Genomic DNA, 19,147 nt, shown 5'->3' on the forward strand with positions numbered 1-19,147 from the left:
AAATGGATTCGACGTGGGTTGCCGTGCCGGGTGGACTGGGGCCATGACGTCTTCTCAGGAACAACTGCTGCCCGGCACGTGCCGTGCGCTGCTCCACCGCATTGCCGTGGCCCAGGCGGAGGGGCGGGCGCCGTCGCTGGTCGCGACCGTCGTACGGGACGGGCAGGCCGTCTGGCACGGCGCCCGGACCTCCGTGGACGGGCACGGGCCGGACGAGCATGTGCAGTACCGGATCGGCTCGATCACCAAGACCTTCACCGCTGTGCTCGTCCTGCGACTGCGTGACGCGGGCCTGCTGGATCTGGGCGATCCGCTGGAGAAGCATCTGCCGGGGACCGGCGTGGGCGAGGTCACCATCGCCGATCTGCTCGCCCACACCGGCGGGCTCGCGGCCGAGTCGCCTGCTCCCTGGTGGGAGCGCACTCCGGGATCGCTGCGGCCGGAACTCGCCGATGTGCTCGGTGAGCAGCCTCTTCTGCACCCTGTCGGCCGCCGGTTCCACTACTCGAATCCCGGATACACCTTGCTGGGAGCGCTGGTGGAGAAGCTGCACGGCGCCCCATGGGAGGACGTCCTTCGGCGTGAAGTGCTGCAACCCCTGGGGCTGGAGCGGACGAGTGCCCAGCCTCAGGAGCCCCATGCGGGGGGATGGGCGGTGCATCCGTGGGCCGACGCGCTGCTCCCCGAGCCCGTGCAGGATCTGGGGATCATGGCGCCGGCCGGACAGCTCTGGTCCACGACCGGTGACCTGGCCCGTTTCGCCGTCTTCCTGGCCCGGGGGGACGACCGTGTGCTGAGTGCCGACTCCGTGCGGGAGATGCGGACGCCGGCTGCTCCTGCCGAGACCCCGGACGTGGCGGACGGCGTCAGCTACGGCCTCGGCATGCAGATCCAGCAGCGTGATGGACGGCTCCTCGTCGGTCACTCCGGTTCGCTGCCCGGCTTTCTCGCGAACCTGACCATCAGCGTGGAGGACGACGTCGCCGCGGTGGTGCTGGCCAACTGCACCTCCGGGCCGATGCTGGGTGCCGTGGGCGCCGATCTCGTCCGCATCGTCGCGGAGGCAGAGCCGCGGATTCCCGCGCCCTGGCGGCCGTTGCCCGAAGTCTCTCCGGCGGAGCTGGAGTTGACGGGGCAGTGGTACTGGGGGACCCAGGCCTTTGCGTTGCGCCTCACAGCCGACGGGGCGGCCTCGCTGGAGCCGCTGTCCGGCATCGGCCGACGCTCACGCTTCCGGGCGAACGGGGACGGCACCTGGACGGGGCTGGAGGGCTACTACGCCGGAGAGCTCCTGAAGGCCGTACGACGCCCGGACGGGTCCGTGGACCACCTGGATCTCGGGTCGTTCGTGTTCACGCGTCAGCCCTACGACAGGACGGCTTCGGTGCCCGGTGGAGTGGACCCGGACGGATGGCGGGGACTCAAGCCGCGCCGGTAGAGCGTCGGGAATCCGCCGAAGACGGGAGAGCGGTCTGTTTCACGTGAAACAGACCGCTCGTTAGACAGACCGCTCGTTGCGTCAGAGGTGGAGCTTGAAGCCGACATGCGACGCGGTGAAACCGAGCCGCTCGTAGAAGCGATGTGCGTCTGTGCGGGACGAGTCGGAGGTCAGCTGTACCATCCGGCAGCCCAGAAGCCGGGACTCGTCGACCGCCCACTGGATGAATCGGGTTCCCAGGCCGCTGCCGCGCTCGTCGTTGTGGATGCGTACGCCCTCGATGATCGAGCGGGTGGCGCCCTTGTGGGAGAGCCCGGGAACGATCGTCAGCTGGAGTGTGCCGATCACTCGACCCTCGCGCACCGCCACCATCAGATGCTGGTTCGGATCGGCGGACAGACGCTCCAGAGCCGCCCGGTAGGGGGTCAGGTCGTCAGGTGACTCGCGCTGTGCGCCCAACGGATCGTCGGCGAGCATCGCGACGATCGCCGGTATGTCGTCTGCCGTGGCGGGCCGAATATCGATATCTCCCATGGCCGCACTCTATGCGGGTGCGTTGAGCGCCTCCACGGCCTGGACCAGCGGTGCGAGCTCGGCGTTCTTCGACGCCTCGTCGAGTGCCTCGCGCAGGGCGGCGTCGTTGGTGGGCCGGGCTTGCGCCAGCAGTTCGAGACCGTCCTCGGTGACGTCGGCGTAGATGCCGCGGCGATCGGTGGGGCACAGATAGCGCTTGAGGAGGCCGCGGTCCTCCAGTCGGGTGACCAGCCGGGTGGTGGCGCTCTGACTGAGTACGACGGCGTCGGCGACCTGCTTCATCTGCAGATGTCCGCCGGTGCCGTTGTGCTGTCGGCTCAGCACGTCGAGCAGGGAGTACTCGCGCACGCTCAGGTCGTGCCGCGCCTGAAGCGCGCGCTCGACACGGGCCTCGATCCGGTCGTGGAGCAGGGACAGGGCGCACCAGCCCTGGGCGAGGGCGGTGAGTGCGGGGTCCGTCGCTGTCATGGCGTTTCCTCCGTCCCGGGCAGTCGAATCCAGGATAGAGCACAGATGCAATAGTGCGCGGTTGCCGATAATCAGCGGCTGCAATAATTGAGGTGGGTGAGCGGGGGCTTGCTCGTTGAGGTCAGCCCGCCGCCACCGTCACGGGAGCGAACCGTCGGCTCCAGTCGCCCGGGAGCTCCGGGATGCCGTACGTCATGACCGCGTTGAAGGCGACGGACACCAGGCCGCGCTCCTTCAGCCACGTCAGCAGTTCTTCGTGCCGCACATCGACATCGGTCCGCAGCGGGCGGTCGGTGTGGGCGGCGAGGGCGGTGACAAGGGCTTTGGCCGTCTCCGTGTCACGGGCGATCAGCGGGCCCACCACATGGGTGTCCATGTTGGGCCAGATGGCCGCGTAGCCGATGATCCGGCCGTTCTCCACGGCCACGCACAGTCGGTCGGCGAAAGCGGGCAGGCGCGTGACGATGTGGGTGCGGTCAAGGCCGAAGACCTCCCCGTCGAGCAGAAGGATCTCCGCCAGGTCCGCGGCCGTGGCCGCGCGGGTGGCGATGTCGGGCTGCGCCCCGTCGGGGGTGAAGTTCCCGCGCACCATCTCGGCTCGCGCGGTGACCTTGAAGCCCAGTTCCTCGTACAGCGGAAGGCCGTTCGGCGTCGCGTGCAGCGTCAGCGGCGTGGTGCCCATCGTGGACACGATGCGGCGCATCAGCCGGCGCCCGACCCCCTGACGGGCGTGCCGCTCGGCGACCAGGACCATGCCGATGGCTCCCAGGCCGGGACGCTCCCGCGGACCGTACTCGGTGACCGTGCAGGCGGCGACGAGGCCGCCGTCAGGATCGTCGATGCCGTATCCCGTTCCTGCCGTGAGCAGGAAGCTCCATTTGTGTTCCTCCCGGGGCCACCCCCGGTCCTCCGAGAGGTCGGCGCAGGCGGGGAGATCGCGAAGCGTCAGACAGCGGACGGGGAGAGCAGCGAGGGAAGGAGTGCGCACGCAGGTCAGGCTGTCCGACTGGCGGCCTCGGCGTCCACCCGTTTCGAGCGAGACATACATGCTTTTGGCCATGCGGCGGCAGGGCCGGCCGGGCGCGCAGAGGACGAGGGAGTTTCACGTGAAACACCGGCAAACGGCAGGCGTCCTATGCTCCCGCCCCGCACGGGGCGAGCCTGCCGTTGGGCTTGGAGGCAGGGCGCAGCTTCCTCGTCGCCGGTTGCGGCTTTCAGCCCAGATCGGGGGCGTGCATGGCGCGTACACCCTCGATGTTCCCGTCGAGGTAGTGCCGCAGAGACAGGGGCACCAGGTGCACGGAGGCGATGCCGACCCGGGTGAACGGCACCCTGACGATCTCGTACTCGCCGGCAGGCTCGTCGATCTCGGGGCCGTGCCGCAGGGACGGGTCCATGGACCCCAGGCGGCACACGAAGAAGTGCTGCACCTTCACCCCGGTCGCGCCGCCGTCCGCGCCGATGTGTTCGACGGTGTCGACGAAGCAGGGCACGACATCGGTGATCTTGGCGCCGAGCTCCTCGTACACCTCACGGTGCAGGGCATCGACGACAGTCGTGTCCTCGGGCTCCACCCCGCCACCGGGCGTCACCCAGTAGGGATCCACGCCGGGCTTGGTGCGCTTGATCAGGATCAGATGGTCGCCGTCCAGGAGAACGGCTCGGGCGGTGCGCTTGACCACGGGTCGGACGGTCATGGGAGAAATGTGGCCCGGCTGGTTCCACGTGAAACATTGCGAAACATCATTGCAGGCGAATTTCCCGTGACATTGCGGGGAAACCCGCTCAGCACCAGTCGATGGCGGCCCGCTGGAGCCACTCGTGGGCCCGCGCTATGTGCGGCATCACCAGGGTGCCGGTGCGCACCACGAGGAAGTAGGTCCGCAGCGGCGGTACCGCCGGTTCGTGCAGCGCGACCACGTCACCACGGTCCAGGGCGGAGGCACACAGATAGCGCGGCAGTACCGCGAGACCGGCGCCCGCGCACGCGCACGCGAGGACGGCGCGCAGATCGGGGACGATGACGGCACCCGAGGCGGCAGGCCGGGAGTCGAAGACGGAAGCCCAGTAACGGGACATGAACGGCAGCGACTCGTGCACCTCGACGACGGGGAGGTTCTCCAGGACCGGCGCGCCCTTGCGGCGCCTCCAGGGCTCGATCCGCTCGGCCCAGCTGGGGGCGGCCACCAGGACATGCTCCTCGTCGCACAGGGGAGTCGCAGTGAGCAGGGCGCCGCGTGGACGGGCCGTGCTGATGGCCAGATCGTGGTGTCCCGCCGCCAGCCCTTCGAGGGCCTCCTCGGCCGTGCCGAAGGAGGCGCGCAGGGCGAGCCCCTGGCCGCCGTGGCCGGCCAGCTCGGTGAGCGCGGGCAGGGCCCGTTCGGCGGTGAACTCGGGCGGCCCCGCAAGATGCAGGGTGCGCAACGAGGAGTCGTCGTCCAGGCCGGTCTCGGCGATCTCCACCAGGGCGTCCAGATGAGGCGCGGCCTTGTGGGCGAGTTCGTCGCCGATGGTCGTCGGGGTCACCCCGCGGGCCTGCCGTAAGAACAGGGGGCGGCCCACCTGCCGCTCCAGTGTGCGGATCTGGGAGGTGACGGCAGGCTGGGAGAGCCCGAGGAGAGCCGCGGCACGAGTGAAGGAACCGGCTCGGTGCACCGTCACGAAGGTACGCAGCAAGGCGAGATCCACGCAGTGCCCTCCCCTCTCGCCGCCCCGCTCCAGATCCTTCCGGCCGGCCCCCTGCCGCACCCAACTATAAATATGTCGATAGGTCTCTGTCGCTACTGTGATTGGACACTGACACTCAGTCAACTAGCCTTGGTCGCGCGGTTCTCAGCGCGCGGAACCGGGGACGGTCCGAGCCACGAGGGGGGAGGCTCGGACCGTCCGTCGTGCGGAGCGGGACACCACCGGGGTGTCCACCCGCCGGTCAGTCCGCCGACTCGTCCAGTGCGCGCAGCAGATCCGCGACCAGGTCCGCGGGGTCCTCCGCACCGACCGAAAGACGGATGAAGCCTTCCGGCACCGCGTCGCCGCCCCAGCGTCCGCGCCGTTCGGCGGTGGAGCGCACGCCGCCGAAGCTCGTCGCGTCGTCCACGAGCCGCAGCGCGTCGAGGAAGCGGTCGGCCCGTGCCCGCGTGGGCAGGGTGAAGGAGACCACGCATCCGAAGCGCTGCATCTGCTCCGAGGCGATCTTGTGCGCCGGGTCGTCGGGCAGTCCCGGATAGCGCAGTCCGCTCACCTCGGGCCGCTGTCGCAGCGCTTGGGCGACGGTGAGAGCGGACGCGTTCTGCCGGTCGACCCGCAGCTGGAGCGTGGCGATCGAGCGGTGTGCGAGCCAGGCCTCCATGGGCCCGGAGATCGCCCCGACGATCTTGCGCCAGCGGCGTACGGCCGCCATGGCCTCCGCGTCGCGGCCCGCGACATAGCCCAGGAGGACATCGCCGTGCCCGGTGAGCTGCTTGGTCCCGCTGGCCACGGAGAAGTCGGCGCCGAGTTCGAGGGGGCGCTGCCCGAGCGGCGTCGCGAGGGTGTTGTCGACGGCCACCAGGGCACCACGCGCGTGTGCCGCCTCGACGAGCCGCCGGATGTCGCAGACGTCGAGGCCCGGGTTCGACGGGGACTCGATCCACAGCAGCCTGGCGCCGTCGAGGACGTCGAGCTGGGCGTCGCCGCCGGTGGGGGCGGTGCGCACCTCGACGCCGTACGCCTCCAGCTGGGCCCGGACCAGGGGCAGCGCCTGGTATCCGTCGCTGGGCAGGACGACCGCGTCGCCCGCGCGCAGCTGGGAGAAGAGCACCGACGAGATGGCGGCCATGCCGGAGGCGAAGACGAGCGTCTCCACGCCCTCCCCACCGGGCGCCTCCAGCTCGCCGATGGCCCGCTCCAGATGGGTCCAGGTCGGGTTCTCGTCCCGTCCGTAGGCGTACGGGCCGGTGGGTTCGCCCGGCAGATGGAAGTGAGCGGCGAACACCGGTCCCGGCAGCGTCGGTTCGTGCTTGACCGGCTCCGGAAGCCCCGCCCGCACCGCGCGCGTTCCGTCGCCCGCGACGGGGGGAACCGCCGTACCGTTTCCGTCGTTGCCGGCTGAGTCGCTCATGCCGCCCGTCCTTCCACCTGTTCACGTACCGCGGCGAGCAGCCCGGTGCTAGCCGCCTCCACCATCTCAAGACACGCTTCGAAATCGTCCAGGCCCCCGTAGTAAGGGTCCGGAACGTCGAGGTCGTCCCCTGCGGCGGGGTCGTACGAGCGCAGCAGCCGCACCTTCCGTGCGTCCTCCTCGGTCGGCGCGAGCCGGCGCAGCTCCTGGAGATGGCCCTGGTCGAGAGCGATCACGAGGTCGAGGCGGGAGAACCAGGAGGCCCGGAACCGGCGGGCCGTGTGATCGCTGCCGTAGCCGCCGTCCTCGAGGACGGCGACGGTGCGCGGGTCCGCGCCCGCGCCCTCGTGCCAGCCTCCGGTGCCGGCGCTGTCGACCTCGACCCGGTCGTCGAGCCCGGCCCGCGCCACGTGGGCGCGGAAGACGGACTCGGCCATCGGCGAGCGGCAGATGTTCCCCGTGCACACGAAGCAGACGCGGTAGGTCATCGAGTGCTCAGTCCTTGCCGTCGGGCAGCACGACGTTGAGGGCCCAGGAGACGATCGAGATGATCAGGCCGCCGAGGACGGCGGTCCAGAAGCCGTCGACGTGGAAGCTCAGGTCGAGCTTCCCGCACACCCATGAGGTCAGCATCAGCATCAGCGCGTTGACGACCAGGGTGATCAGGCCGAGCGTCAGGATGAACAGCGGGAAGGTGAGCACCTTCAGGATCGGCTTCACCAGGAAGTTCACCAGGCCGAAGACCAGGGCGACCAGGATCAGGGTGCCGACCTTCTTGCCCGTGCTGTCACCGGTCAGGGTGATCTTGTCGAGCAGCAGCACGGCGATCGCCAGGGCTCCCGCGTTGGCGATCGTCTTGACTACGAAATTCTTCATGTGTCTGATCGTGGCAGAAGAGATCGGATTCGAGCAGAGGTGTGGAGCGGACAAGAGCGATGAAGGCATTCCGGCTGGATGAACTGGAGGCGGAGCGCGCCGCCAACGACGGCGCCTACCTGCAGTTTCTGCGCGAACGGAACATGTCGGTCGGCCTGTACGCACTCGACGCCGGTGATCGTGACGGCCAGAGTCCGCACAACCAGGACGAGGTGTACTTCGTGGTGAGCGGCCGCGCCTCCATCACGGTCGGCATGGAGACGACCCAGGTGGCGCGGGGCAGCGTGGTGTACGTGCCGGCCGGGGTCGCGCACAAGTTCCATCACATCAGCGAGGACCTCAGGGTTCTGGTGGTCTTCTCTCCGCCCGAAGCCTGAGCGGCGGTCTCGGGGTTCCCTAGGGGAACGGTCAGGGGAGGGCAAGGGATGCGGGGCCCCCATCCGACCCCGTCTCGGCCCTAGCATTCTGAGCAGGACGACAATCGGGTCCCGGGCGGCCGGGCGGAACAGCAAAGGACGAGGGCGATGCAGGAGATCTTCGCGGGACTGCCGTGGTGGGTGAAGTGGATCGCGGTGCCGGTCATCGCGCTGTTCGTGTTCGGCAGTCTCATAGCCACGGTCGTCACCATCGTGATCGGCCTGCTGTTCAAGGTGCTGATCTTCGTCGCCCTGGTCGGCGGACTGATCTACGTCGTACGGAAGTTCATGTCGAGCTCCTCGTCGCGCAGCGACTGGTGAGGTCGAGGGGCAACCGGTGACCGGTAACAGGAATCACCGGTTCCCTCGGGCGAGGGAAGTTTTCCGGACAGCCCGTCGGCGAGCGGTGGCAGACGGATAAAGTCCGGAACTCGACGCGGGGAAGACCCCCGCGAGCGGCGTACATCCCCACCCGTGTTCCCCGCACGGGCCGCCCCCTCGCGCAACGGGAGTGCCCCCTTGGCCACGGTCGACACCGCATCGGCAGACACCTGTTCACCCCCCACACGGTCGTGTTCCACCATCCCCCTGGTGCCGCGCCCGCCCTCCGCCTCGGTCCCCGAGCAGCCGCACTCCGCGACGACCACCCTGATCGGATCGGTACAGCGCGCGATGCGTCTGCTGGAGTGCGTCGCCGCGCACGAGCACGGGGCCCCGGCCAAACAACTGGCCCGTGAGACCGGCCTCGCCCTTCCCACGGCCTACCACCTGCTGCGCACCCTCGTGCACGAGGGCTATCTGCGCCGCGACAAAGGATTGTTCTTCCTGGGTGAGGCCGCCGAGCGGCTGGGCGGCAGCGGAGCGACGCAGAAACGTCGCAGCACGGTCGCCGACCTGCTCGCGCAGTGGCGCGATGCCATCGGTGCCCCCGTCTACTACGCCGTGTACCGCGGGGGCGAGATCGAGATGCTGTGCGTCTCCGACACCCCCGGCAATCCGGCGGTCGAGGAGTGGGCGGACTTCCGTGAGACCGGGCACGCGCACGCCATCGGCCAGTGCCTGCTGGCCCAGCTGGACGACGAGGCCCGTCGCGACCACCTGGACCGCTACCCCGTGCAGTCCCTCACCCCGTACACGGTGCACGACAACCGCACCCTGCTGCGAAGGCTGGAGCGGCTGCGGCGGCTGGGGCCGGTGACAGAGCGCCAGGAGTACGCGCTGGGGGCGGTGTGCGCGGCCATTCCGATCACGCTCGGTACCACCGCCGCGGCGATGGCCATCTCGCTGCCCGCCCATCAGGCCGACCGGCTGCTCCCCGCCGTACAGCAGTTGCAGGCCGAGATCGGGCGTCTTACCGGGTCATTGGGGCTCTCTATCAGCATCTGAAAAATCACTCCTTGTGATCTGCCGTGCACGTTCAGCAAGATGCCATCAAATGCAGGGGTTCATTCCAGGCCATTCGACGGCATATGACGGGGTAGGCGATGCGCGAGTCGGTACAGGCAGAGGTCATGATGAGCTTTCTCGTGTCCGAGGAGCTCTCGTTCCGCATTCCGGTGGAGCTGCGCTACGAGTCCAGTGATCCGTACGCCGTGCGGTTGACCTTCCACCTTCCCGGCGACGCACCGGTGACCTGGGCCTTCGGGCGGGAGCTTCTGATCGACGGAGTGGGCCGGGCCTGCGGTGAGGGGGACGTCCGGGTCGCGCCCGTCGACCCGGACTCGTTGGGCGAGGTCCTGATCCGGCTTCAGGTCGGAGTCGACCAGGCGTTGTTCCGCTCGTCGACGGCCCCGCTCGTGGCCTTCCTCGACCGCACCGACAAGCTGGTGCCGTTGGGACAGGAAGGGGCCCTCGCCGACTTCGACGCCCATCTCGACGAGGCCCTGGACCGCATCCTGGCGGAGGAGCAGAGCGCGGGCTGAGGCGCGAGGCGCCGGGGGCACGCCGGACGTGCTTCGGCGGAGCCCGGGGGGTCAGCAGGAACGCTTCTGTGGGGCGTGAGGGCCCGTAGGAACGCTTCCGTGGGGTCCGGGGAGGTGCGCCGGTGATGCCGTCGGGCCGGGGCGCTCATGAGGCCTCTGGCCGCCGTCCGTCCGGCTGAGCCCGGACTGGGTCACCGCTTGCGCCGACGCCCCCGTCCGCCGCGTGCAACGGCCGGCTGGTCACCCGCCGGAGCCGGTGCCGCGGCGGTCTCCGAGCCTTGCTTGTCCGCGGCGACCACCAGGGCCGCGAGCGCCGTGGTGACCGGCACCGAGGCGACCAGGCCGATCGAGCCCACCAGCGTGCGCACGATCTCCTCCGCGACCAGTTCGCTGTTGGCGACCGTCCCGATGCTGCTCTGCGCGATCGAGAACAGCAGCAGCAGCGGCAGCGCCGCGCCCGCGTAGGCGAGGACAAGGGTGTTCACGACGGACGCGATGTGATCGCGTCCGATGCGTATGGCCGCGCGGTACAGGCTCCGCCAGCCCATCGACGGATTCGCCTCGTGCAGCTCCCATACCGCCGAGGTCTGCGTCACCGTCACATCGTCGAGGACGCCGAGCGATCCGATGATGATGCCGGCGAGCAGCAGACCGCTCAGGTCGATCGACGGATACAGGCCGTGGATCAGGCCGGTGTTGTCGTCGGTGTTGCCGGTGAGCGAGGCCCAGTCGACGAACAGCGAGCCGAGCACTCCGATCAGAACCAGCGAGATCAGCGTGCCGAGCACCGCCACGGAGGTACGAGCCGACAGTCCGTGGCACAGGTACAGGGCGATCAGCATGATGGCGCTGGACCCCACCACTGCCACGACCAGCGGGTTCGAACCCTGGAGGATGGCGGGCAGGATGAAGAAGTTCAGGATCAGGAAGCTGATGGCCAGCGCCACCAGCGCCATCACGCCCCGAAGCCGTCCCACGACCACCACGGCGAGGGCGAAGACGCCCGCGAGCAGTGTGACCGGGATCCGGCGGTTGACGTCGGTGACCGAGTACTGGAGGTCCTTCGGCGCGGAGGGCTCGTAGGCGACCACGACCTTCTCGCCCTCGTGCAGCTGCCGTGACTGGTCCGGCTGGATGATCTCGGTGAACGTACGGCCCTTGTCCGAACCGGTACCGACCTGGATCGTCGCCTTCTTGCAGGTCCTGTTCGACTCCTGCTGGGCGGACGAGCCCTCGGCGGCCGAACCGTCACCGGCCGAGGCGCCGCCCGAGGCGTTCACCGAGGCGCAGCTCACGTTCACCACTTCGGTGACCGTGGCCTGCTGGGTCTGCCGGTCGAACCCGACCCCGGTGCGCTCGTGCGCCGGGGCGCCACCGGGCCACAGCACCATCAGCCCGACCACCACCGCGGCCGCGAACGGCACGAGGACCGCCGCGATGACCTTGCGCAGGTGCTTGGAGACGGGGGCGGCCGGCCCATGGCTGTGCGTATGGCCATGTCCGCCGCCGCCTGAACCCGTGTTCCGCTCGCCGTGGCCGTGGCCGTGGCCGTGGCCGTGGCCGTGGTTGTGGCCGTGGTTGTGACCGGGACCGTGTTCCGGACCCTGCCCCTGTCCGTGGCTCTGCCCGTACCCGTGCCCGTGGCCCTGCCCGTGGTGCTGCCCCTCGCTGAAGTCATGGGCGCGCCCTGGATCGACGCTGCCATCACTTCCGTTGCCATGGCCGGCACCGGGCCTGCGCGGCGGTTCCGGGAAGGGGTACGGAGGCTCTTGGGTCGTGGTCACCGCCCGATCATCGCAAGAACGGCGGAGGCCCACTGTTCACCGCGCCACACATGACGCTAGCGTGGAGGCACCTTTGCACACGCGGGAGCTCGGAGCACCGGGCTGAGAGGGCGCTGACCTCCGTCTTTGCGATGTTTCACGTGGAACGAGCGATGTCTCACACGAAACATCCGTTGACGGAAGCCGCTGCGTCGACCGCTGAACCTGTTACCGGGTAATGCCGGCGTAGGGAGTAGGTCTCATGACCATCAAGGACGCGCGCACGCCTGCCTCCGATCAGGGCGAACAGCCCGAGGAGGCCGGAACGTCGATCGGCTGGCACAAGGCGTATGTCGAGGGCTCACGCCCCGATCTGCGGGTGCCGGTTCGCCAGGTGCACCTCACCAACGGGCAGGCGGTCACGCTGTACGACACGTCGGGCCCGTACACCGATCCGTTCCACGCGACGGACGTCCGCAGGGGTCTGCAACCCCTGCGGGAGAACTGGATCGTCGGACGCGGAGACACCGAGGAGTACGCGGGCCGACCCGTCCGTCCCGAGGACGACGGAATCAAGCACACCTCACCGCGCGGTGGGCTGCGCAACCTCGACGCGGTCTTCCCCGGGCGGCCGCGCCAGCCCCGCCGCAGCCGCGACGGCAAGGCGGTCACCCAGCTCGCCTACGCGCGCCGTGGCGAGATCACGCCCGAGATGGAGTTCGTGGCCATCCGGGAGAACGTGGAACCCGAGGTGGTCCGCGAGGAGATCGCGGCGGGCCGGGCGGTGCTGCCCGCGAACGTCAACCATCCGGAGATCGAGCCGATGATCATCGGCAAGCGATTCCTGGTGAAGGTCAACGCCAACATCGGCAATTCCGCCGTCACTTCCTCCATCGAGGAGGAGGTGGAGAAGATGACCTGGGCGACCCGTTGGGGCGCCGACACGGTCATGGACCTGTCCACCGGCCGCAACATCCACACCACCCGGGAGTGGGTGCTGCGCAACTCCCCCGTTCCCATCGGCACGGTGCCGCTCTACCAGGCCCTGGAGAAGGTCGACGGCAGGGCCGAGGAGCTGACCTGGGAGATCTACAAGGACACCGTCATCGAACAGGCCGAGCAGGGCGTGGACTACATGACCGTCCACGCGGGCGTCCGGCTGCCGTACGTGCCGCTGACGGCGAACCGCAAGACGGGCATCGTCTCGCGCGGCGGCTCGATCATGGCGGCCTGGTGTCTCGCGCACCACAAGGAGTCGTTCCTGTACGAGAACTTCGAGGAATTGTGCGAGATCCTCGCCGCCTACGACGTCACGTACTCGCTGGGCGACGGCCTGCGGCCGGGATCGATCGCCGACGCCAACGACGAGGCGCAGTTCGCCGAGTTGCGGACCCTCGGGGAACTCAACCGGATCGCGAAGCGTTTCCACGTACAGACGATGATCGAGGGCCCGGGTCATGTCCCGATGCACAAGATCAAGGAGAACATCGACCTTCAGCAGGAGATCTGCGATGAAGCTCCGTTCTATACGCTCGGCCCCCTGACGACGGACGTCGCACCGGCGTACGACCACATCACCTCCGGCATCGGCGCCGCGATGATCGCCTGGTGGGGCACGGCGATGCTCTGCTACGTCACGCCCAAGGAGCACCTGGGCCTGCCCAACCGTGACGACGTGAAGACCGGCGTCATCACCTACAAGATCGCCGCCCATGCGGCCGATCTCGCCAAGGGCCATCCCGGTGCCCAGGACTGGGACGACGCGCTCTCCGACGCCCGGTTCGAGTTCCGGTGGGAGGACCAGTTCAACCTCGCTCTCGACCCGGACACGGCACGGCAGTTCCATGACGAGACACTGCCGGCCGAGCCGGCCAAGACGGCTCACTTCTGCTCGATGTGCGGGCCGAAGTTCTGCTCGATGAAGATCAGTCAGAGCATCACGGAGCGGTTCGGCGGGGCGGCGGCCGAGGGGGCGTCGTCCGCGGAGATCGCCGAGGGGATGCTCCAGAAATCGAAGGAGTTCGCGGCGAGCGGGAACCGGGTGTACCTGCCGATCGCGGACTGAGGTCCGAACACGACGTCCGTGCTCCGAACGCGCCGTCCGTGCTCCGACCGACTGCCGGTGTCGGTGCCTGCGTCGGTGGCTCGGCCTGCGCCTTCCCTGCGAGGGCGCAAGCCGAGGGGCTATTCCGGCTGGTGCTCCGGGCCGCCGAAGTCCGGGCTGGTGAAGTCCGGGCTCGTGTAGCTCGGGCGCGTACCCGCGGCGGGGCCGTCGTCGGGGCTGGTGAAGCCCGGACGGTCGTAGCCGAGGCGGGGCATGCGGCCGGTCGGTGCCGACGGGGCGGTGCGGTGTCCCGCGACCGCCGTGCCGGGTTCGGCGAGTGCCTCTCGCAGGAACGGCAGGATGCCCCGCTCCAGGAGGGCCTCGCACCAGGCCTCCCTGGCCCGGGTCACTTCCTCGTGCAGCGCGGCCTGCGACTCCGCTTCGAGTGAGGGCCGGTTGCGCAGCGCGGTGAGCAGCAGTCCGACGGTGGCCACGAGGATCGCGGCCGCCGTCATGGCGCCGAACACCCATCCGGCAGTGATCATGGTCTGGGCGATCGTCGGCTCGGGGTCGAGCATTTTGAGTATGTAGCCCACGAGCAGGAAGATCGCCGCGGCGGTTCCGGCGAGGACGGGGGCGAGGACCGCGACGACCGCGACGGCGCCTGCGCCTGCGGTCTCCGCGACCTCCCCCATGGTGGTGGCGAGCCCCATCGCACCTGCCCCCGGCTCCACGGAACCGGATGCGGACATGGGTGACGACGGGGTGGACGGCGCCGGCTGGCGCAGTTCCTCGCGGACCTTCACGTAGTGCTGGTATTCGGTCGCCGCGGCGGCCGTGATGAGCGCGGTGGCGTTGAGTGCCATGGTGCGCAGTTGTTCGGGGTTGAGCCGCTGTCCGACAGCGGCCAGTTCCGGGCGGTGTGGTGCGGAGCGCAGCGCCTCGCCGAGGACCCGCTCGTACTCCTGGCGGTCCTCGCTCAGCAGGTGCTGCGGAACGCTGTTCATGTGCATCCCCCGATGCTCCGTAGGGCTTGAGGCTCGCATGGCGACGAGCCGTCGGGCAGAAACGGAGGGGAGCCTGCTACGGATAAGCCGATAGTAGAGCGGCTACGGCTCGGGGTGACAGGGTGTTTCCAGAATTGGGTGCTGTCCTGCAGAGGCGCCGTCTGCCGGAGGTGAGCCCCGTGAACGCTCAGACGGACAGCGGAAGTTGTTGGACCAGCAGTTTTCCGGCCATGGTCACACCGCCGTCCATCGCGATCGCGAGACCTTCGGCGTAGACGTGAGGTCCGTCGACCACGGGGCGGCTGCCGTCCTCGTCGTCCTCGGAGCCGACCTCGCCCAGCAGATAGGGGATCGGGCTGTGACCGTGGACGATGCGGGAGCCGCCGTACATGTCGAGCAGGGAGCGGACGGCGTCCGCGCCCCCCTCGTCGCGGAAGGAGAAGCGCTTGGTGAACTTGCGGAACAGGTCCCAGACCTCGTCCGCGTCGTTGCGGGTGAGGGCCTCGCGGATGGTGTCGTTGACCGCCTCGATCGAGTCGCCGTAGTCGAGGTAGGCGGTGGTGTCGGAGTGGACGAGGAGATGGCCGTCGACCTCCTCGATGGCGTCGAGGCGGGCCATCCACTGGAGGTGGTGGTCCTGGAGACGGTCCATGTCGGTCTTCTGGCCGCCGTTGAGCAGCCAGGCCGCCTGGAAGGTGGCCGTGCCCGCGCCGGAGTTGACGGGGGTGTCGTTGAACCGCTTGGCGCCGAGCAGCAGCAGTTCGTGGTTGCCCATGAGGGCCTTGCAGTAGCCGCCGGCCGCGGCGGCCTCCGCGGACAGCCGCATCACGAGGTCGATCACGCCGATGCCGTCCGGGCCGCGGTCGGTGAAGTCACCGAGGAACCACAGCCGTGTGGTGCCCGCGCACCACTGGCCGGCCGCGTCGATCAGGCCCTGGGCCTGGAGAGCGGCGACCAGCTCGTCGAGATAGCCGTGCACATCGCCCACGACGTACAGCGGGCCGGGCCCGACGGCGGGCTGCGGGACGGTGGCGGACGCCGGTTCGACGGCGACCTGAAGGGTGTCACCCCGGTTGATCACCGGCAGGTCGCGCTGGGTGGGCGTGTACCCGTCCGGATGCTCCACCGGCTCCTCCATGGGCGCGACGGTCTCGCCGGGGTGGACGTCATGGGCGTACGGACCGGTCTCGTGCACGTACGCGGGCACCCGGAAGTCGCGCAACGTCGCCGTCCGCTCCACCTCGGGTCCCTGACCGGCCCCCTGAGTCATCAGACCCCTCCACCATCGCGCCGCATCTGCACCGTTTCGGACTGCCTGGTCGCAGCGGCCCGCGGTGCCGTGGGCCCATCATAGGAATGCGGATCGTGCCGTGTGATGACCCAGGGGTGGTGAATCAGAACAGGACTCCGGTCCGTGGCGGCTTTTCGACCGATACGTCCGATATTCGGCCACCGGTCGGTGACAGCGTCCGCCGGTCCACGAGGGCGGCCCGGCGCCGATGTAACAGGTGTGTCCCAGGATCGGGCACCCCCTGGACGGCTCTGCCGACCAGGGGGAGGTCGTTCCCGGCTGACTGTTGCCGGGGCACAGCCGTCAACAGGTTCTTCTTCCGCTTCCCCCGGCCGGGGACGGGGACGGGTTCACGCGTCGCGCCGGGGGAGCGGGCCGGTGCCTTCGCCCGCCGCGCCGTGGCCGGGCGGCGACCGCGGCCGGCCCTGCCGCCGCAGCCGGTCCCGGGTCCGGGCCGCTCCCCTGCGCGGTCCGCCTCCTGCGCGGCCCGTCCCCTGTGCGGGCCGCACGGCGGCGTCGTGCGGCCGGGGCGCCCCGACGGCCCCGGCCCGCCCCGTGGGCGCCCGCTATCTCCGGTCGGGAGTCCTCGGCGGACTGACCGTGGTGCGTGGCGGGCGCCGCTGGGAGGAGGTACGCACGATCAGCTCGGTGGGTATCACCTGTTCGACCGGCAGGTCCGACTCCACACCCTCGATGGCGTCGATGAGCAGCTGGACCACCGCGGTGCCGATCCGGCGGGGTTTCAGCGAGAGCGTGGTGATGGGCGGCTCGGTGTTGGCGTACACGGTGGACTCGCTGCAACAGACCAGCAGCAGGTCGTCCGGGACGCGCAGCCCGTAGCGGCGGGCGGCGGCCAGCAGGTCGGTGCCGTTGGGGTCGAACAGGCCGTAGACCGCGTCGGGGCGGTCCGGGCGGGCGAGCAGCCGGTCGGCGGCGACGGCTCCCGCGCACGGATCGTGCGCGGGGTACGCCTCGTACACCGGGTCCTGGCCGACGCGCTCGCACCAGCGCAGGTAGGCGGTGGTGGACAGACGGGTGTAGGTGTCCGTCGTCGTTCCCGTGAGCAGGCCGATCCGTCGGGCGCCGGCCTCGGCCAGGTGGTCGAGGATGCCGAGGACGGCGGCTTCGTGGTCGTTGTCGACCCAGGCGGTGACCGGCAGGGAGCCGGCCGGGCGGCCGTCGGAGACGACCGGCAGCCCCTGGCGGACCAGTTCGCTGACCACCGGATCCTGGTCCGAGGGGTCGATGACGACCGTGCCGTCCAGGGCGACGTTCGACCACACGTCGTGGCGCGAGGTCGCCGGCAGGATGACGAGGGCGTAGCCGCGGGCGAGCGCGGCGGAGGTCGCGGCTCTGGCCATCTCCGCGAAGTACGCGAACTCCGTGAAGGTGAAAGGTTCATCCCCGTACGTCGTCACCGTCAGACCGATGAGACCCGACTTGCCGGTACGGAGGGTTCGGGCCGCGGCCGAAGGGCGGTAGCCCAGTCGGTCGGCGACTTCGCGGACATGGCGTCGGGTGGCGTCGGGGAGCCTGCCCTTGCCGTTGAGGGCATCGGAGACGGTCGTGATGGAGACCCCGGCGGCGGCGGCCACATCCCTGATGCCCGCCCGGCCCGGCCGGCTGCCTCGGCGTGAGGTTTCCGCGCGGCTCACCTGGTGCTTCCCTGCTGCTGTCATGGCGAGCCGATAGTAGGGCTCATGCGGTGGGGTAGGGCGGGCGCATATGCACGCGTTGACAGGCACGTTTCTGCATGGTCAAAAGCAGGTAACTGCCTTAGAAAACAAGTCAGTTGATCGATTCAGTGCCTGTACGTGACTTGCCGGGGAGCGTCGACCTGCCAAGTGTCCGATGTCTCGAAGAGGTCTCAACTCACCTTCACGAGGGATGCGCGCCACGGCGTGAGCCACCGGCGCGTAGATATATGTACGACACGCCCCCCTGGAGTGTGAACCTCGGTCCGGTGATGCCTCTGATACTGCCGTGACGCAGGAGCTCGCCCCGTCCGACAGCCCCGGCGGCGAAGAGGCCGGGCCTCACCCGTGCGCAGCCGCGCCGAATCCTCATAAGGTGAGAAGTATTGGAAGCGGTGGTGGTCACAAGGAGGACTGCGGTGAGCGAGACGAGCCCCAAGCTGCGCGCCGAGCTGGAGGGGATCCCCACCTACAAGCCGGGCAAGCCCGCCGTGGCCGACGGCCCGGTGGCGTACAAGTTGTCCTCCAACGAGAACCCGTACCCGCCGCTGCCCGGTGTGATGGAGAGCGTGACGGCCGCGGCCTCCGCCTTCAACCGCTACCCGGACATGGCGTGCACGGCCCTGATGAACGAGCTGGCCGACCGCTTCGGCGTCCCGGTCTCCCACCTGGCGACCGGTACCGGTTCCGTCGGCGTCGCCCAGCAGCTGATCCAGGCGACCTCGGGACCGGGCGACGAGGTGATCTACGCCTGGCGGTCCTTCGAGGCGTACCCGATCATCACGCAGGTCAGCGGTGCCACGTCGGTGCAGGTCCCGCTGACGCCGGGCGATGTGCACGACCTGGACGCGATGGCGGACGCGATCACCGACCGCACCCGGCTGATCTTCGTCTGCAACCCCAACAACCCGACGGGCACGGTGGTGCGCCGGGCCGAGCTGGAACGCTTCCTGGACCGGGTGCCCGGCGATGTGCTGGTGGTGCTCGACGAGGCGTACCGGGAGTTCATCCGCGACACCGAGGTGCCGGACGGGGTGGAGCTGTACCGCGACCGTCCGAACGTCTGTGTGCTGCGTACGTTCTCCAAGGCGTACGGCCTCGCCGGCCTGCGCGTCGGTTTCGCCATCGCCCATGAGCCGGTCGCCGCGGCGCTGCGCAAGACGGCGGTCCCGTTCGGGGTGAGCCAGCTCGCGCAGGACGCGGCGGTCGCCTCGTTGAACGCCGAGGACGAATTGCTCGGACGGGTCGGCTCCCTGGTGTGCGAGCGCACGCGTGTGGTCGACGCGCTGCGTGCCCAGGGCTGGACGGTGCCCGAGACCCAGGCCAACTTCGTGTGGCTGCGGCTGGGCGAGCGCACGGTCGACTTCGCGGCGGTGTGCGAGCAGGCGGGCGTCGTGGTGCGGCCGTTCGCCGGCGAGGGCGTGCGGGTGACGATCGGGGAGAACGAGGCGAACGACATCTTCCTGAAGGTGGCGGAAGGATTCCGCAGGGACCTGTAGGGCTCGGCCCAGCGGCCCAGCGGCCCAGCGGCCCAGCGGCCCAGCGGCCCAGCGGCCCAGCGGCGACAGCCTTGAGTGAGGGGCGTCTGTTCCACG

At 69.5% G+C, this 19,147-nt stretch carries 19 protein-coding genes; 7 read left to right on the plus strand and 12 right to left on the minus strand.

The features are described 5' to 3' along the window. Window positions 1-43: 43 nt before the first annotated feature. Window positions 44-1,438: a serine hydrolase domain-containing protein gene (locus ACZ7OY_RS13615; RefSeq protein ID WP_471911546.1), complete on the plus strand. Its 1,395-nt coding sequence runs from the start codon at window positions 44-46 to the stop codon at window positions 1,436-1,438. An 81-nt stretch (window positions 1,439-1,519) separates the two neighbouring features. Here the strand turns inward: ACZ7OY_RS13615 and ACZ7OY_RS13620 are convergent, their stop codons facing one another. The 8 genes from ACZ7OY_RS13620 to ACZ7OY_RS13655 form a co-directional block, all read right to left on the minus strand. Beyond that, the gene (locus ACZ7OY_RS13620) at window positions 1,520-1,972 is read right to left on the minus strand and encodes a GNAT family N-acetyltransferase (protein ID WP_471911547.1); all 453 of its coding nucleotides are present in this window, start codon (window positions 1,970-1,972) and stop codon (window positions 1,520-1,522) included. Window positions 1,973-1,981: 9 nt separating this feature from the next. Beyond that, entirely contained in the window at window positions 1,982-2,440 is a 459-nt protein-coding gene (locus ACZ7OY_RS13625) for a MarR family winged helix-turn-helix transcriptional regulator (RefSeq protein ID WP_471911548.1), read from the minus strand. Between the two features lie 121 nt (window positions 2,441-2,561). Then, window positions 2,562-3,428, minus strand: a complete 867-nt coding sequence (locus ACZ7OY_RS13630; RefSeq protein ID WP_471911549.1) for a GNAT family N-acetyltransferase — start codon at window positions 3,426-3,428, stop codon at window positions 2,562-2,564. A 226-nt stretch (window positions 3,429-3,654) separates the two neighbouring features. Next, window positions 3,655-4,137, minus strand: coding sequence for an NUDIX hydrolase (locus ACZ7OY_RS13635; RefSeq protein ID WP_351616310.1), 483 nt, complete (start codon window positions 4,135-4,137; stop codon window positions 3,655-3,657). Window positions 4,138-4,225: 88 nt separating this feature from the next. After that, complete coding sequence (locus tag ACZ7OY_RS13640; protein ID WP_471911550.1) at window positions 4,226-5,128, minus strand: LysR family transcriptional regulator; 903 nt, start codon at window positions 5,126-5,128, stop codon at window positions 4,226-4,228. A 241-nt stretch (window positions 5,129-5,369) separates the two neighbouring features. After that, on the minus strand, window positions 5,370-6,539 hold the full coding sequence (locus ACZ7OY_RS13645; protein WP_351616306.1) for a cystathionine gamma-lyase: 1,170 nt from the start codon (window positions 6,537-6,539) through the stop codon (window positions 5,370-5,372). Continuing rightward, window positions 6,536-7,027, minus strand: coding sequence for a low molecular weight protein-tyrosine-phosphatase (locus tag ACZ7OY_RS13650; RefSeq protein WP_471911551.1), 492 nt, complete (start codon window positions 7,025-7,027; stop codon window positions 6,536-6,538). Before ACZ7OY_RS13650 ends, ACZ7OY_RS13645 begins: the two co-directional genes overlap by 4 nt. A gap of 7 nt (window positions 7,028-7,034) precedes the next feature. Next, window positions 7,035-7,415, minus strand: a complete 381-nt coding sequence (locus tag ACZ7OY_RS13655; protein WP_471911552.1) for a phage holin family protein — start codon at window positions 7,413-7,415, stop codon at window positions 7,035-7,037. A 59-nt stretch (window positions 7,416-7,474) separates the two neighbouring features. On the opposite strand from ACZ7OY_RS13655, the gene ACZ7OY_RS13660 reads away from it, so the two are divergent. From ACZ7OY_RS13660 to ACZ7OY_RS13675, 4 genes are all read left to right on the plus strand, one after another. Further along, on the plus strand, window positions 7,475-7,792 hold the full coding sequence (locus ACZ7OY_RS13660; RefSeq protein ID WP_351616301.1) for a cupin domain-containing protein: 318 nt from the start codon (window positions 7,475-7,477) through the stop codon (window positions 7,790-7,792). A gap of 147 nt (window positions 7,793-7,939) precedes the next feature. Then, on the plus strand, window positions 7,940-8,152 hold the full coding sequence (locus tag ACZ7OY_RS13665; RefSeq protein WP_471911553.1) for a DUF5326 family protein: 213 nt from the start codon (window positions 7,940-7,942) through the stop codon (window positions 8,150-8,152). Window positions 8,153-8,419: 267 nt separating this feature from the next. Further along, on the plus strand, window positions 8,420-9,217 hold the full coding sequence (locus ACZ7OY_RS13670) for an IclR family transcriptional regulator (protein WP_471911683.1): 798 nt from the start codon (window positions 8,420-8,422) through the stop codon (window positions 9,215-9,217). Between the two features lie 98 nt (window positions 9,218-9,315). Then, a complete protein-coding gene (locus tag ACZ7OY_RS13675; protein WP_152888358.1) occupies window positions 9,316-9,753 on the plus strand; it encodes an SsgA family sporulation/cell division regulator in 438 nt (145 codons plus the stop codon). Between the two features lie 191 nt (window positions 9,754-9,944). Here ACZ7OY_RS13675 and ACZ7OY_RS13680 read toward each other — a convergent pair whose 3' ends face one another. After that, window positions 9,945-11,537, minus strand: a complete 1,593-nt coding sequence (locus ACZ7OY_RS13680; RefSeq protein WP_471911554.1) for a YibE/F family protein — start codon at window positions 11,535-11,537, stop codon at window positions 9,945-9,947. Between the two features lie 241 nt (window positions 11,538-11,778). On the opposite strand from ACZ7OY_RS13680, the gene thiC reads away from it, so the two are divergent. After that, a complete protein-coding gene (thiC, locus tag ACZ7OY_RS13685; protein WP_471911555.1) occupies window positions 11,779-13,581 on the plus strand; it encodes a phosphomethylpyrimidine synthase ThiC in 1,803 nt (600 codons plus the stop codon). 119 nt (window positions 13,582-13,700) lie between these two features. On the opposite strand, the gene ACZ7OY_RS13690 is transcribed toward thiC, so the two are convergent. The 3 genes from ACZ7OY_RS13690 to ACZ7OY_RS13700 form a co-directional block, all read right to left on the minus strand. Next, window positions 13,701-14,573, minus strand: coding sequence for a hypothetical protein (locus tag ACZ7OY_RS13690; protein ID WP_471911556.1), 873 nt, complete (start codon window positions 14,571-14,573; stop codon window positions 13,701-13,703). 181 nt (window positions 14,574-14,754) lie between these two features. Then, window positions 14,755-15,837, minus strand: coding sequence for a metallophosphoesterase (locus ACZ7OY_RS13695; RefSeq protein WP_471911557.1), 1,083 nt, complete (start codon window positions 15,835-15,837; stop codon window positions 14,755-14,757). Between the two features lie 587 nt (window positions 15,838-16,424). Then, complete coding sequence (locus ACZ7OY_RS13700; RefSeq protein WP_351622842.1) at window positions 16,425-17,537, minus strand: LacI family DNA-binding transcriptional regulator; 1,113 nt, start codon at window positions 17,535-17,537, stop codon at window positions 16,425-16,427. A 434-nt stretch (window positions 17,538-17,971) separates the two neighbouring features. Here ACZ7OY_RS13700 and hisC point away from each other — a divergent pair, with 434 nt between their 5' ends. After that, the gene (gene hisC / locus ACZ7OY_RS13705; RefSeq protein ID WP_384727121.1) at window positions 17,972-19,051 is read left to right on the plus strand and encodes a histidinol-phosphate transaminase; all 1,080 of its coding nucleotides are present in this window, start codon (window positions 17,972-17,974) and stop codon (window positions 19,049-19,051) included. Window positions 19,052-19,147 lie beyond the last annotated feature (96 nt).

Source organism: Streptomyces sp. NPDC107559, assembly GCF_055657365.1.

What these genes read in the sequence shown, in the direction of transcription:
- ACZ7OY_RS13625 (WP_471911548.1), bottom strand. Translation starts at nt 2,440, where the DNA reads ATGACAGCGACGGACCCCGCACTCACCGCCCTCGCCCAGGGCTGGTGC.
- thiC (WP_471911555.1), top strand. Translation starts at nt 11,779, where the DNA reads ATGACCATCAAGGACGCGCGCACGCCTGCCTCCGATCAGGGCGAACAG.
- ACZ7OY_RS13675 (WP_152888358.1), top strand. Translation starts at nt 9,316, where the DNA reads ATGCGCGAGTCGGTACAGGCAGAGGTCATGATGAGCTTTCTCGTGTCC.
- ACZ7OY_RS13650 (WP_471911551.1), bottom strand. Translation starts at nt 7,027, where the DNA reads ATGACCTACCGCGTCTGCTTCGTGTGCACGGGGAACATCTGCCGCTCG.
- ACZ7OY_RS13645 (WP_351616306.1), bottom strand. Translation starts at nt 6,539, where the DNA reads ATGAGCGACTCAGCCGGCAACGACGGAAACGGTACGGCGGTTCCCCCC.
- ACZ7OY_RS13665 (WP_471911553.1), top strand. Translation starts at nt 7,940, where the DNA reads ATGCAGGAGATCTTCGCGGGACTGCCGTGGTGGGTGAAGTGGATCGCG.
- ACZ7OY_RS13690 (WP_471911556.1), bottom strand. Translation starts at nt 14,573, where the DNA reads ATGCACATGAACAGCGTTCCGCAGCACCTGCTGAGCGAGGACCGCCAG.
- ACZ7OY_RS13615 (WP_471911546.1), top strand. Translation starts at nt 44, where the DNA reads ATGACGTCTTCTCAGGAACAACTGCTGCCCGGCACGTGCCGTGCGCTG.
- ACZ7OY_RS13695 (WP_471911557.1), bottom strand. Translation starts at nt 15,837, where the DNA reads ATGACTCAGGGGGCCGGTCAGGGACCCGAGGTGGAGCGGACGGCGACG.
- ACZ7OY_RS13660 (WP_351616301.1), top strand. Translation starts at nt 7,475, where the DNA reads ATGAAGGCATTCCGGCTGGATGAACTGGAGGCGGAGCGCGCCGCCAAC.
- ACZ7OY_RS13655 (WP_471911552.1), bottom strand. Translation starts at nt 7,415, where the DNA reads ATGAAGAATTTCGTAGTCAAGACGATCGCCAACGCGGGAGCCCTGGCG.
- ACZ7OY_RS13635 (WP_351616310.1), bottom strand. Translation starts at nt 4,137, where the DNA reads ATGACCGTCCGACCCGTGGTCAAGCGCACCGCCCGAGCCGTTCTCCTG.
- ACZ7OY_RS13700 (WP_351622842.1), bottom strand. Translation starts at nt 17,537, where the DNA reads ATGACAGCAGCAGGGAAGCACCAGGTGAGCCGCGCGGAAACCTCACGC.
- ACZ7OY_RS13620 (WP_471911547.1), bottom strand. Translation starts at nt 1,972, where the DNA reads ATGGGAGATATCGATATTCGGCCCGCCACGGCAGACGACATACCGGCG.